The organism is Nocardia amamiensis, assembly GCF_015477605.1.
GTDB classification, from domain to species: domain Bacteria; phylum Actinomycetota; class Actinomycetes; order Mycobacteriales; family Mycobacteriaceae; genus Nocardia; species Nocardia amamiensis_A.
Window position 1 is genome coordinate 195,533 of sequence record NZ_JADLQX010000011.1, and the last position, 12,828, is coordinate 208,360.

Below are 12,828 nucleotides of genomic sequence, written 5' to 3' on the forward strand. Positions count from 1 at the left end.
GCGCCGCGCTCGTCGCCGTTCACCACTGCCTGGCCGCCGCGATCAGCCGCTGGTATACCAACTCGACGTGCGGGCGGGCGGCCGCCCCGGGTCGGCGCACCAGGAACCCCGTGTTGATCGGCGGGTCCTCCGGTTCCAGCAGCGCGACCAGGGCTCCCGAATCCAATTCGGCCGCGCAGAGATAACGCGGCAGCACGCTGATACCCGCGCCCGCCGCGACCGCCGCGGTGACCGCGCGCAGGTCCGCGACGACGAGCGCCGCCTCCGCGGTGAGCCGGATGCCGAAGACGTGTCGCCAGTACCTCCGCAGGATCGGCAGGTCCGCGGCGTAGCTGATCAGCGGGATGCCCGACAACGCTTCCGGGCCTTTGGAGCGCAGCCGCTCCCTATCGATCCGCGCGGCGACAGATGGCGCGGCCACCAGGACGAACTCCTCGTCGGTCAGCGGCTCGGCGACCAGCGTCCGGCCTCTGGGCCGAACCGTGGACACCACCAGGTCGTAGTGTCCGGCGCGCAGCCCGCCGAGCAGATCGTCCGACAGTCCCGCGTCGACCACCAGCCGCACGCCCCGGGCGATCAGTGACGCCAATGCCGGGATAGCGTGCACCGCAAGGAGTTCGGCGGGACCGGCCAACCGAACCGCGGGTTGCGGCGCGGGCTCGGCACGACGGGCCGGACCCGCCACGGTGTCCAGCGCGTCCAACGGTGCGGCGATCCGCGCCGCCAGCTCGGTCGCCGCCGCGGTCGGCGCCACGCCGCGCGGCAGTCGGTCGAACAGCCGCGCGCCCAGCCGCTTTTCCAACGCCTGCAACTGACCGGTGACCGTCGGCTGGGACAGCCCCACCAACCGCGCCCCCGCCGTGATCGACCCTGCGCGGTGCACGGCCAGGAAGGTGCGTAGTTGGTTCAGATCGACATTCCCATCGGAATCCCTATCGTTCACTGAGCAAGTCTATTCCCTGGCCGATACACCCGGTGTTTCGAAGTCCTGCCGGTCCGGTGCACCGGCAGGACTTCACCACTAGGCCGCCGCGAGTTCGCGGTCCGCGGGCGCGTCCCAGTCGATCCGGTAGCGCTGCTCGGGACCCATGGTCTTCTCCGGGTTCATCACCGTCTTGATCATGAGCGGCGCGAGCAGCTGCATCATCTTGCGCCCCACCGGCCCCGGCGTCTTGCTGTGGTTGATCTTCGCCGCACGCGCCGCGACACCCTCCACCCGGCCGCGCCGCAAACGCTCGTAGACGGCGAACGCCTCCGGAGCGGGAAGATCGCGCAGGCAGCGGGCCAGCTGCACGGCGCTCTCGATGGCCAGCGACGCGCCCTGGCCGGAACTGTTGGACGGCGCGTGCACCGCGTCGCCGACCAGCACCATCCGTCCGCGGTACCAATGCGGCACCGGCGGCATGATGTGCAGCGCCCCGACCACCTCCAACTGCTCCTCGGTGGTGCGCCTGGCCAGTTCGCCACCCGGGGTGTCCTCGCCATAGGTCTCGCGCAGAATCTTCAGCCACTGCACGCTGGGGACGGCGCGCGCCGCGGTGAGCGACAGGTACTGCTTGTGCGGCAAGTTGGCGCCCCATGCCACCCGCCCGTCTCCCATCGGCCAGTACAGGTAGTACGCGCGCTTGCCGAACGCGAAAGTCATGGTGTCCGGCGGGATGTCGGCGTCGCACTCGGTGATGGCGCCGAACCCGAGCATGCCGGTGTAGTCGGGACCGGGCGCATTCGGGTCGATCAGCGTGCGCACGGTCGAGCGGATGCCGTCGGCGCCGATCAGCACGTCCGCGGTGGCGGTGCTGCCGTCGGCGAACCGGGCGGTGACGCCCGACTCGTCCTCGCGCACGTCGACCAGGCGCTTGTCGTACTCGAACGGGACGCCCGCCGCGACCGCGTGCCGGTGCAACGCCTGGTGCAGTTCGCTGCGATCGACCAGCTGCAGCGGCGGCAGATCGGACAGGATGGGCAGGGGCAGCCGCTTGTCTCCCACGGACATGTTCATCCCCGTGACCGGGAGCGCGATATCGCGCACGGGATCACCCGCTCCGATGATGTCGAGCGCGGCGACGCCGTTCGGCGCGAGCGCCAGTCCGCTGCCGATGCCGTAGGACGGGCCGGGATAGGCCTCGTAGACGCGGGCGTCGATGCCCGCTTTGCGCAGGGCCGTCGCGACGACGGGTCCGGCGATGCCGCCTCCGATGACCAGGGCGGTACGTGTTGTGGACATAGGTGTCTCCAGGATTCGTGCGATACGGGTTTCGGTTGCCCGAACCGACCCGCGCGCCATCCACCCGGTTATCCTGTGGTTGCCAGCCTTGTAGCCGGGTGCGCGTTCGCGGGCGCGGTTCGAGACTGTTCGATCGGCCCCGGCGGTGGTGTTGCCGCACCTCGCCGGGTCCGGTTTCGACTAGCTCTCGGCCATCCCCCTCTCCACCAGTTCGGCGACCTCGGACTGTCGCATGCCGCGGTCGTGCCACTCCCGCCACTGCGCCAGCCCAGGGAAGGTGCCCTCGGTCAGCTCGTCGCGCAGCGAACGCGTCCATGCCGCTTCGGCTTCCAGCATCGCCACCCCGAACTCGGTTTCGACGATGAACAACCGGGGCAGCGTCGCGCTGAGTTCGTCGAGTTCGCGGCGCACCGTCCCGATGGTCTGCTCCAGCGCGTCCAGGCGTTTGCCGAGCAACTCGATCACTTCGCCGGGCGGCAGCACCGCGAGAATGGACAGACCCGCTACGAAGCGGTGCTGTTCCGGCTCCGGTGTGGACAGCAGTTCCCTGGTCCAGTCGGCCATCTCGGCGCGGCCCGCGTCGGTGATCTGGTAGATCACCCGCTCCGGCCGCGCACCCTCGCGTTCACTGCCGACGACCTCGAGGAAGCCGACCTTCGCCATGTTCTGCACCACGGTGTAGAGCGAACCCCACTTGATCGTCATGTCGTGGTCTTTGCCCCGGTCGCGCAGGGTCTGCGCGATCTCGTAGCGATGCATCGGCCGCTCGACGATCACGGACAGCACCGCGAGCGCCAGCAGGTTGTCCACCTTGCGTTTCTTCATCGCGGCACCTCCTCTACTCGTCTACAAATATACGTGCACGAGTATTGTGGCGCAAGTGGCTCAGGCGAGCACGGACTCCTCCTCCCGTGCCTGGTCTTCCAGCAACTTGGTGGCGATGTTCGTCAGTGCCTGATCCAGCAGCGCGGTCGGTGGGGTCGGCGGCGTTCCAGTACTTCGGTCAGGTTGCGGCTCACCGATTCCGGCGCCGCATGAGCACCGCGACCGGCACGTTGACGTAGAAGCACCACCGCCAGCTGGCATTGTCGGTGAACAGACCGCCCAGTGTCGGGCCGATCACCGTGGTCACGCCGAAAACCGCACCCAGCGCGCCCTGGTACTTGCCGCGCTGCCGCAGCGGAATGATGTCGGCGATCAGCGCCATCGAGGTGACCATCAGTCCGCCGGCGGCGATGGTGGGCAGCGCCGTGGCGACGATGGTCTGGTCCAAGGCGGCCATCAGCATGCCGAGCACGATCGTGGCGAACACGATGTCGGTCCTGGCCCTGCTCATCGGGGCAGCCGGGTCATCGGCGACAGCAACCGCACCGGTCATTAGCCCAGTATGGGACGTTGCCGCCGAGGGGACATTCCAGCGACACGGCAGCGAATCAGCCGAGCAGGCCTTCGAGCGCCTTGGCCCGCCCGGGCTGCCGCAGCTTCGCCATGCCCTTGGCCTCGATCTGGCGAGCCCGCTCGCGGGAGAATCCGTAGGTCTTGCCGACCTCGTCCAGGGTTCGCGGTTCTCCGTCGCGCAAGCCGAAGCGCAATGCGATCACCTCGGCCTCGCGTACGGTCAGCGAGCCGAGCACTTTGTCGAGCTGGCCGCGCAGGGCGGTCTCGGCCACCGCGTCGGACGGATCGGGCGCGGTATCGGCGATGAGCTCGCCGAATTCGGTGGCATCCTCCCCGACCGGAGTCTGCAGCGACAGCGGTTCGCGGCCGAGGTCGAGCAGTTCGCGCACCTTCTCCTCGGACAGCTCCAGCTCCGCGGCGAGTTCCGTCACCGTGGCAGGGCGGGCCGAGCGTTGGGCAAGGGCGCGCTGCGCACGATTCACCCGGTTGAGCACGTCGACGACATGCACCGGGATGCGGATGGTGCGGCCCTGATCGGCCAGCGCGCGTCCGATCGACTGCTTGATCCACCAGGTCGCGTAGGTGGAGAACTTCAGTCCGCGCCGGTGGTCGAACTTCTCCACCGCACGCATCATCCCGAGTGTCCCTTCCTGGACCAGATCCAGCAGCGACATGCCCGCCGGCGTGGGATACCGCTTGGCGATCGAGACGACCAGGCGCAGATTGGCTTCGATCATACGGTTCTTGGCCCGTTGACCGTCCGAGATCCGGCGACGCAATTCCCGGCGCTCCCGCGCGTCGAGTCCCGCTGCCTCGCCGGAGTTTCCGAGGCGGCGAGCGGCGCACTCGCCGGCCTCGATCCGTTCACCGAGCTCGAACTCCTGCGCGGCGGTGAGCAGCGTGGTGCGGCCGATGAGCCGTAAGTAGTCCTTGATCGGGTCCTCGCTGACGGATCCCGTGAAACGGGTCGGATGGGTGCACAACTGGGTCACGGAACGTCCTTCCTGCGGGGGTGGACCGTTCGGCGGCGCTCGGAGCACGCCGCCGAACGGCGGGTCGGGAGCGGTGGTCAGCCGCGCCCGGGAATCCACAGAGGTCGCTGCGGCTTGGCGCGATAGGCCGTTGCGGGGCGAATCGGCTTGGTTCCCTTCAATTCTCGGCGCGAGGCACTCGGGAAGGAGTGGGCCGGGTGCGCCGCGGCGATCGCGGAGGTGGCGCCGTCCCCTTTGGTACCGAGCAGGCGAACCGCGGTCTCGATGACGGCGTGAGCACTGGTCTTATCGGGCATGGTGGCCGATCCCTTTCGGTCGATGGTGGAACTGATGCGAGCCGAGGTTGCTTCGACAAGTCCGTGGTTCATTCGCGCTGGCACTCCTTCGTTCTAGTGACGACCACAAACTTATGCTGCACCTAAAATTATGTCAAGAAGATTTTTGTGTCGATATCAGATATCGTGGCGGCATGACCTCAGCAGACCTCGGGCTTCGCGCCAGGAAGAAGCAGCAGACCAGGGAGAACATCTCCCACCAGGCGACCCTGCTGTTCCTCGAGCACGGCTTCGACAACGTGACGATCGCCGACGTCGCCGCGGCGGCACAGGTCGCCAAGATGACGGTGACCAACTACTTCCCTCGCAAAGAGGACCTCGCCCTCGACCTGCACGACGTGTTCGTCGACCAGCTCGCGCGTGCGGTGCGGGAGCGCGAACCCGGCGAGTCCGCGGTCGCGGCGCTGCGTCGGGTCTATCTGGACGCGGCGGCGCGGCACGATCCGGTGATCGGCTTCTCCGGACCCGAATTCGCCCGCATGATCACCGGCAGTCCGGCGCTGGTGGCCCGGTTACGCGAGTTCCACGACGAGCGCGAACAGGCGCTCGCCACTACCTTGGCCGACGAAACCGGCTCCGCCGCAACCGATATCACGCCCCGCGTGGCGGCCGCGCTACTGGGCGGAGTGCACCGCGTGCTGTTCGACGAAACCTTGCGCCGCACTCTCGACGGGCAATCCAACGACGACATCGCCACCGCCCTCATCGAATACATCGCCACCGCGTTCGACACACTGGAACAGGCGATCGGCGATTACGCAGTCCGCGGCGATTAGCTCGGTTCCGGCCGCTCCAGCAGTGACATCGCGATCGGGACGAGCAGATCGACCAGTTCGGCGACGGCCGGGCGCGGGTCCGCGAGCACCCACTCGTGCGCAAGCCCGTTGATCGCGCCGATGAGAGCGCTCGCGGCCCATCCGGGTGCCCCGCGTACCCGGGAACCGGGCGCGACCACCGGCACGACGTGGGACTCCAGCACGGACGCCCAGGCGTGGCGCCGCGCGCGACGATGCCGCTCCATCCGGTCGCTCACCCCGACCACTTCGATGAAGGCGAGCTTGGCGCGATAGGGGTCGGAGCCGATCGATTCGAGGTAAGCGGTGACCACGGCGGTCATCGCGGCGTTCAGATCGAATCGGGGGTCGAGTTGCCGCATCCGCGCCAGCACGGCGCCCGCGGCCTCGTCCTGAATCCGGTCGTAGGCCGCCACCAGGACGTCCTCCCTGGTGTGGAACTCCTCGTAGAACTGCCGCTTGGACAGACCCGCGGCGGCGCACACGTCGGCCAGCGAGCAGTCCGCGTAGCCGCGCTCGGCGAAGATCCGCGTCGCCGCCTCGAGGAACCGCTGACGCCGCTCGGCCTTCCGCTCGACGACGGCGCGCCCACCGTATTGCCTGCCCACTGTGGCCGTCACACCTTCCACGGTAGCGAAATCACAGCGACCACGACCGGTCTGTGCGGGCACCCGGTGTGCAGCCATGGCGGCGGGCATCCGGAACCGTGACGGGGCAGCCGATCGACGGCTCGGCGGCCACGCAAATGCCCGTGTCGCGGCGGCTATCCACGGAAACCGGCACCCGCGTCTGAGACAATCGGGACGAATGCCGCACACACCTTCCCCAGAAACTTACTCCAAAGTAAGGTTGGCCCATGGCGTGGAAACCTGCTGAGATCCCGGCCCAGACGGGACGCACCTTTGTCATCACCGGCGCGAACGGCGGTCTCGGCGCCGTGACCACCGAAGTCCTCGCGGCCAAAGGCGCGACCGTGATCATGGCCTGCCGCAACACGGCCAAGGCAAAGGAGGTGGCCGACCGCATCGACGGCGATGTCCGGGTGGCCGAACTCGACCTTGCCGACCTGGCCTCGGTGCGCAAATTCGCTCACGACAGCGGCGAATTCGACGTGCTGATCAACAACGCGGGGCTGATGAACCTGCCGTTCTCCCGGACCAAGGACGGTTTCGAAACCCAGTGGGGAGTCAACCACCTCGGGCACTTCGCGCTCACCGGCCTGCTGCTGGACCGGATCACCGACCGTGTGGTGACGCTGTCCAGCATCGCGCACAAGCAGACCCCGAAGCTCCGGATCGACGACCTCGACTACAAAAAGCGCCGTTACCAGCGCAATCTCGCGTACGCGCAGTCCAAACTGTGCAACCTGATGTTCGCGCGGGAACTGCAACGCAGGCTGACGGAGTCCGGGTCCGCCAAACGCTCCTACGCCGTGCACCCCGGTGTCTCGGCCACCGACCTCTTCGCGCACACCGAGACGCCGCTCGACCACATCGCCAAGCCCTTCATCCGCCTGATCGGGCACTCCCCCGCCAAGGCGGCCCACTCGACGCTGTTCGCGGCGACCATGCCCGACGCCGACCCCACGGTGTACTGGGGCCCGACCTGGCTCTTCGGCACGCAGGGCCCGGTGCGCGCCTCCTCGTCCACCGGCCTGTCGAAGAACAAAGACCTGTGGCAGCGGCTGTGGACGGAATCCGAGCGACTGACCGGCGTCATCTACCCCTTCTGAGCGATCCCTCGTTCTGAGCGTCACTGGTCGACTGCGTCGTCAGCCACCAGTCCACGGCAGACACCCGGTGCGGTGCGTACCACGCGACGCAACCGCAGAGGCCCCACTCCGCTTTCGAGCGCAGCGAGATCGAGCATTACCCGTTCGCGGTGCCGCAGGCACCGCGAACAAACCCAGCTCTACGGCCTGCGTAGTAGAACGGGTACCGTAGAGGCCGTGTCCGCCTCACCTCGCCGCTCGGCACACAATCGTCCGGCCCTCATCACGCTGGTGATCGTCGCCGCGCTGGGCTGCCTGGCGCTGGCCTGGTGGCAATGGGAGCGGTACGAGTCCGCGAGTGGCACCGGCCAGAATCTCGGGTACGCGCTGCAGTGGCCGCTGTTCGCGGCGTTCGCCGTCTTCGCCTACTTCCGGTTCGTCCGGCTCGAGCGCGAGGCCGAGGAAGAGGACGAACCCGCCGACCCGGGCCGCGCCGCCGCCGCATCCGGACGCGCCGCGAAATCGGTTGCGCCCAAGGAGATCCCGGCGGGCCTGCTGCCCGAGCGCCCGAAGGCCGTCCGGGACGAGGACCCGGTGCTCGCCGAGTACAACCGGTACCTCGCCGAGCTGCACGCCAACGACATCGATGCGCAGGTCCGCCTGCACACCCGCGAGAGGAGCGCCGGTTGACCACCAGCGAGAATTCCACCGAGACCGCCGTCGCCCCCGGGTCGGCGGCGAAGGCCGCCAAGATCGCCCCGGCGCTGCTGCGCTACCGCACGCTGGCCTGGATCACCGGTCTCTGGCTGCTGCTGCTCACCGGTGAGATGATCGCCAAGTACGGCTTCGGCATGCATCCCCCGAGCTGGATCGCCGTCGTGCACGGCTGGGTGTACTTCGTCTACCTGCTGGTCACGGCCGATCTCGCGGTCAAGGTGCGCTGGCCGGTCCCGCGCACCGTCGGCACCCTGCTCGCCGGCACCATCCCGCTGCTGTCGTTCTTCGTCGAGCACGTCAATGCGAAGCAGGTCAAGCAGGACTTCGGGGTCTGACCCGCTTCAGCCGGCCAGCGCGGCCAGCGCGGGCACCAACCGAGACAGCGCCCGCCCACGATGGGAGACCGCGTCCTTCTGGGCGGGCGTCAGTTGCGCCGCGGTGATGTCGCCGCCCGCGGGGATGAACAGCGGGTCGTAGCCGAAACCGCCGTCGCCGACCGGCTTGCGCCCGATCGAGCCCGGCCATTCGCCGCGCACCACGGTCTGCGCGCCGCCCGGCACCACCAGCGCGCAGGCGGACACGAACCGCGCGCCGCGCCGCTCGTCCGGGACGTCGGCGAGCTGCGCCAGCAGCAGCGCGTTGTTGGCGGCGTCGTCCCCGTGCCCGCCCGACCATCGCGCCGACAGCACGCCGGGCATTCCGTTCAACGCGTCGACCTCGAGGCCGGAATCGTCGGCGACACAGGCTATACCGGTGGCGGCGGCACCGTCGCGCGCCTTGGCCAGCGCGTTCTCCTCGAACGTCGCGCCGGTCTCGGGAGCTTCGTCGTACGGGGGAACGTCGTCCAGCCCGACGATCTCGATTCCGGCGACGCCCGCCTCGTCGAGGATGCGGCGCAGCTCGTTCAGCTTCTTGGCATTGCGGCTGGCGACCAGCAGACGGCTGGTCATCACTTCTTCTTCGGCTCGGCCTGCTCCGGGAGCACGCCGGGGTACGGCAGCGCCAGCGCTTCTTTCTGCACGACGAACAACTGCTCGCAGGCCGCGAGCGCGGAGTCGAGCAGCTTGTCCAGCGTGGAGCGCGGGAAGGTGGCGCCCTCGCCGGTGCCCTGGATCTCCACCAGGGTGCCGGTGTCGGTGGCGACCACGTTCATGTCGACCTCGGCGCGGGAATCCTCTTCGTACGGCAGGTCCACGCGCACCCGGCCGTCGACCACGCCGACGCTCACCGCGGCGATCGCGCAGGAGATCGGCTGCGGGTCGGCCAAGGCGCCGGCCGCGCCGAGGTAGGTCACCGCATCGGCCAGCGCCACGTAGGCGCCGGTGATGGCGGCCGTTCTGGTGCCGCCGTCGGCCTGGAGCACGTCGCAGTCGATCGCGATGGTGTTCTCACCGATGGCGGCGAGGTCGATGCAGGCGCGCAGCGAGCGGCCGACCAGCCGGCTGATCTCCTGGGTCCGCCCGCCGATCTTGCCCTTCACCGATTCGCGGCCGCTGCGGGTGTGCGTCGCGGCGGGCAGCATCGCGTATTCGGCGGTGAGCCAGCCCAGCCCGGAGTCGCGGCGCCACATGGGCACGCCCTCGGTGACACTCGCGGTGCACATAACCCGCGTCTGCCCGAATTCCACCAGCACGGAACCGGCTGGATGCGTAGTGAATCCACGGGTGATCCGGACCTCGCGGAGCTCATCGTCCGCCCTGCCATCGGCTCGTCTCGACACGGGCCACAGCCTACTGTGTCTAATTTGCGGTGCCTGCGGCACCGCGTGTTCGCGGCCCCCTTATGGCTCGGGCCGCGAACGGGCGATGCTCGGTCTCGCTTCGCTCGGAAACGGAAGCGGGGCCAGTGTGGTTGCCCGAGGAAGCCACCGCGCGACCCGGATGATCCCGACCCCCCAAGTACTCGCCGTGTCCCATGATCGCCGCTGGCGACTCCGCTGCGGAAGCATCGGCTGCGCGCATGCGATCGCACGGCGATCCGACTTGCCACAGAGCTCAGGGCATGCCCCAGGTCGCCAACGGCCCCTAATGGCACGCGCTTCGCGGCCGGTGGGGATCGAACCAGATCAGAGATCGAAAGTCTCGCCCGGCGCCACCGCGTGTACCGGGCCGGAGAACTGTGCCTTCGCCTCGGCGATCACGTCCTCGCGGGAGGTCCACGGGGGGATGTGGGTGAGCAGCAGTTCCTTCACTCCGGCCTCGGCGGCGATCTGGCCCGCCTCGGTGCCCGAAAGATGTATGCCGGGCGGGCGATTGGCCGGGTCGTGCGTCCAGGACGCCTCGGCCATCAGGACGTCGGCGCCCTGCGCGAGTTCGTGGACCTGCGGGCACAGCGCGGTGTCGCCGGTGTAGACGAACGTGCGGCCACTCGCGGTCTCGATCCGCAGGCCATAGGACTCCGGCGGGTGATACATCCGGCGCGCCGTGACGGTGTGGCCCGGCCCGAATTCGACCGGCTGTCCCTCGGCCCACGGCTGCATGTCGATCACGTCGGACCAGTCGTCGCATTCGCCCCCGACCTCGGCGGAAGCGTTGCCGATACGCAGCGACGTATCCGAGGGACCGCGCACGATCGCCTTCCCCTCCGGCGGCGTGGGGTGGTAACGCCGCCACACCAGCAGGCCCGGCAAATCCAGGCAGTGGTCCGCGTGCAGATGCGTCAGGAAGATGTCGACCTCGCCCGGGTCGGCGTAGCGCTGCAACGCGCCGAGCACTCCCGGGCCGAAATCGATGACCGTCGGCGGCATATCCGGGCCGGTCAGCAGGTAGCCCGACGCAGGAGAGTCCGGGCCGGCCACGCTGCCCGAACACCCGAGGACGGTAAGGCGCATTCCCCCATGCTGCCACGCGGAATTCTGGCTCACGAAAGTGTCCCCCTCATTTCGCGACGGGCCGCGCGCTCACCGCGGCGACGCGTTGACTCCGGCTCGATCCCCGCGGCGGTGTCGACGTTCATCACCAGAGAGTACCCAGCCAGCGAACAGTCCACCCAACGCCCCGAAAAGATGCCCCTGCCAAGAGATTCCCGGCTGTCCCGGCAGGACGCCCCACAGCAGCGAGCCGTACAGGGCAAGCACCACGAGACCGAGCGCGATCTGTCCGATATTGCGGGCGAACCAGCCGCGCGAGATGACGAATGTCAGCCAGCCGAACACCAGCCCGGAGGCCCCGATGTGCACGCTGCCAGTCGCTCCGGTGAGCCAGGTGCCGACCCCCGCGACGAGCCAGATGATCACGGTCGCGGCCAATCCGCGGCCGATGCCGGCCAGCAGCACCAGAAAGCCGAGCACCAGCACCGGGAACGTGTTGCCGATCAGATGACCCCAGCCACTGTGCAGCACCGGGGCGAACAGGATGCCGGACAGCCCGTCGGCCTCGCGCGGCTCGATGCCCGCGTAGTCGAGCCGACCGCCGAGCGCGGTGTCGACTGTTTCGACACCGTAGAGCAGACCCAGGAATCCGAGGATCAGCATCCCGGAACGCAACCACAGTCGCTTGATGACGGTGAATCCCCCGCTCGGCGCGGGCGACGGCCCCGGCACGCCGATGGGCTTCCCCAACCGCGCACGCATCGCCGCGATCCGATCAGGGTCGAACGACGGCCCGAGTCCCGCGCCGGTCATGGCCACCTCCTCGCCGCGCGGGGTCGTGGCCCCGCCTCACCGAGGGTACCGGCGCGTGCTGGGAATCAGGCCCAGAGCTGGCCGTCGAGCCGCTCTTCCGCCTCCTCGAGGGTGCCGTCGTAGGCGCCGGTGGACAGATACTTCCACCCGCCGTCGGCGACAACGAACGCGATGTCCGCCCGCGTGCCCGCCTGCACCGCCTTGCGGGCGACGCCGAGCGCCGCGTGCAGGATGGCGCCGGTGGAGATCCCGGCGAAGATGCCTTCTTCCAGCACCAATTCGCGCGTGCGTTTGACCGCGTCATAGGGACCGACCGAGAAACGTGTGGTCAGCACGCTTTCGTCGTACAGCTCGGGGATGAATCCCTCATCGATGTTGCGCAGACCGTAGACCAGCTCGCCGTAACGCGGCTCGGCGGCGACGATCTCGATGCCGGGCACCTTCTCGCGCAGGAACCGGCCGGTGCCCATCAGCGTGCCCGTGGTGCCGAGACCCGCGACGAAATGCGTGATCTCCGGCAGGTCGGCCAGGATCTCCGGGCCGGTGGTCTCGTAGTGCGCCAACGCGTTCGCCGGATTGCCGTACTGGTAGAGCATCACCCAGTCGGGGTTCTCCGCCGCGATCTGCTTGGCCAGCGCGACGGCCTGATTGGAGCCGCCCGCCGCGGGGGAATCGATGATCTGTGCGCCGAACATGGTGAGCAGCTGCCGACGCTCGACCGAGGTGTTCTCCGGCATCACGCAGATCAGCCGGTAGCCCTTGAGCTTGGCGGCCATGGCCAGGGAGATGCCGGTGTTGCCGCTGGTGGGTTCCAGGATGGTGCATCCGGGGCGCAGCAGCCCGTCGGCCTCGGCCTGTTCGATCATGCGCAGCGCAGGCCGATCCTTGATCGAGCCGGTGGGGTTGCGGTCCTCCAGCTTGGCCCACAACCGCACGTGGTTCTCGCCGTCCCATTGCAGGGACAGGGTGCGCAGCCCGACCAGCGGGGTGTTCCCCAGGGTCGAGATCAGCGATTCGTAACGCGCCACGGGACGG

The 12,828-nt window shown here is 68.7% G+C and carries 15 protein-coding genes and 1 pseudogene; 4 read left to right on the forward strand and 12 right to left on the reverse strand.

The features are described 5' to 3' along the window. Positions 1-19: 19 nt before the first annotated feature. The 6 genes and pseudogenes from IU459_RS16930 to IU459_RS16955 all read right to left on the reverse strand — a co-directional run bounded on the left by IU459_RS16930 (position 20) and on the right by IU459_RS16955 (position 4,982). On the reverse strand, positions 20-943 hold the full coding sequence (locus IU459_RS16930; RefSeq protein ID WP_195130493.1) for a LysR family transcriptional regulator: 924 nt from the start codon (positions 941-943) through the stop codon (positions 20-22). Between the two features lie 78 nt (positions 944-1,021). Further along, complete coding sequence (locus IU459_RS16935) at positions 1,022-2,224, reverse strand: FAD-dependent oxidoreductase (RefSeq protein WP_195130494.1); 1,203 nt, start codon at positions 2,222-2,224, stop codon at positions 1,022-1,024. A 180-nt stretch (positions 2,225-2,404) separates the two neighbouring features. Continuing rightward, a complete protein-coding gene (locus tag IU459_RS16940) occupies positions 2,405-3,049 on the reverse strand; it encodes a PadR family transcriptional regulator (RefSeq protein ID WP_195130495.1) in 645 nt (214 codons plus the stop codon). A 208-nt stretch (positions 3,050-3,257) separates the two neighbouring features. Further along, positions 3,258-3,602, reverse strand: a pseudogene (locus IU459_RS16945) (MFS transporter); the annotation flags it as partial. Between the two features lie 55 nt (positions 3,603-3,657). Further along, complete coding sequence (locus IU459_RS16950; protein WP_195130496.1) at positions 3,658-4,614, reverse strand: sigma-70 family RNA polymerase sigma factor; 957 nt, start codon at positions 4,612-4,614, stop codon at positions 3,658-3,660. Between the two features lie 77 nt (positions 4,615-4,691). Further along, on the reverse strand, positions 4,692-4,982 hold the full coding sequence (locus tag IU459_RS16955) for a hypothetical protein (RefSeq protein WP_195130497.1): 291 nt from the start codon (positions 4,980-4,982) through the stop codon (positions 4,692-4,694). 101 nt (positions 4,983-5,083) lie between these two features. Here IU459_RS16955 and IU459_RS16960 point away from each other — a divergent pair, with 101 nt between their 5' ends. Beyond that, positions 5,084-5,725 (forward strand): TetR family transcriptional regulator, encoded by a 642-nt coding sequence (locus tag IU459_RS16960; protein WP_195130498.1) that lies wholly within the window; start codon positions 5,084-5,086, stop codon positions 5,723-5,725. Here IU459_RS16960 and IU459_RS16965 read toward each other — a convergent pair. Continuing rightward, positions 5,722-6,363, reverse strand: coding sequence for a TetR/AcrR family transcriptional regulator (locus IU459_RS16965; RefSeq protein WP_324198902.1), 642 nt, complete (start codon positions 6,361-6,363; stop codon positions 5,722-5,724). The two genes, IU459_RS16960 and IU459_RS16965, sit on opposite strands and share 4 nt — an antisense overlap. A gap of 236 nt (positions 6,364-6,599) precedes the next feature. Here IU459_RS16965 and IU459_RS16970 point away from each other — a divergent pair, with 236 nt between their 5' ends. The 3 genes from IU459_RS16970 (at position 6,600) to IU459_RS16980 (ending at position 8,506) form a co-directional block, all read left to right on the forward strand. After that, the gene (locus tag IU459_RS16970) at positions 6,600-7,475 is read left to right on the forward strand and encodes an oxidoreductase (RefSeq protein WP_195130500.1); all 876 of its coding nucleotides are present in this window, start codon (positions 6,600-6,602) and stop codon (positions 7,473-7,475) included. Positions 7,476-7,691: 216 nt separating this feature from the next. Next, on the forward strand, positions 7,692-8,144 hold the full coding sequence (locus tag IU459_RS16975) for a transcriptional regulator (protein WP_195130501.1): 453 nt from the start codon (positions 7,692-7,694) through the stop codon (positions 8,142-8,144). Then, on the forward strand, positions 8,141-8,506 hold the full coding sequence (locus IU459_RS16980) for a DUF3817 domain-containing protein (RefSeq protein ID WP_195130502.1): 366 nt from the start codon (positions 8,141-8,143) through the stop codon (positions 8,504-8,506). The genes IU459_RS16975 and IU459_RS16980 overlap by 4 nt, the downstream gene beginning before the upstream one ends. A gap of 6 nt (positions 8,507-8,512) precedes the next feature. On the opposite strand, the gene rdgB is transcribed toward IU459_RS16980, so the two are convergent. From rdgB to IU459_RS17005, 5 genes are all read right to left on the reverse strand, one after another. Continuing rightward, the gene (gene rdgB / locus IU459_RS16985) at positions 8,513-9,121 is read right to left on the reverse strand and encodes an RdgB/HAM1 family non-canonical purine NTP pyrophosphatase (RefSeq protein WP_195130503.1); all 609 of its coding nucleotides are present in this window, start codon (positions 9,119-9,121) and stop codon (positions 8,513-8,515) included. Then, on the reverse strand, positions 9,121-9,891 hold the full coding sequence (gene rph / locus IU459_RS16990; RefSeq protein ID WP_195130504.1) for a ribonuclease PH: 771 nt from the start codon (positions 9,889-9,891) through the stop codon (positions 9,121-9,123). The genes rdgB and rph overlap by 1 nt, the downstream gene beginning before the upstream one ends. 345 nt (positions 9,892-10,236) lie before the next feature. Beyond that, positions 10,237-11,001 carry a cyclic nucleotide-degrading phosphodiesterase gene (locus tag IU459_RS16995; protein ID WP_195130505.1) on the reverse strand — a complete coding sequence of 255 codons (765 nt, stop codon included), beginning with the start codon at positions 10,999-11,001 and terminating at the stop codon, positions 10,237-10,239. Between the two features lie 69 nt (positions 11,002-11,070). Further along, a complete protein-coding gene (locus IU459_RS17000) occupies positions 11,071-11,793 on the reverse strand; it encodes a rhomboid family intramembrane serine protease (RefSeq protein WP_195130506.1) in 723 nt (240 codons plus the stop codon). Positions 11,794-11,858: 65 nt separating this feature from the next. Further along, positions 11,859-12,821 (reverse strand): PLP-dependent cysteine synthase family protein, encoded by a 963-nt coding sequence (locus tag IU459_RS17005; RefSeq protein WP_195130507.1) that lies wholly within the window; start codon positions 12,819-12,821, stop codon positions 11,859-11,861. Positions 12,822-12,828: the final 7 nt, after the last annotated feature.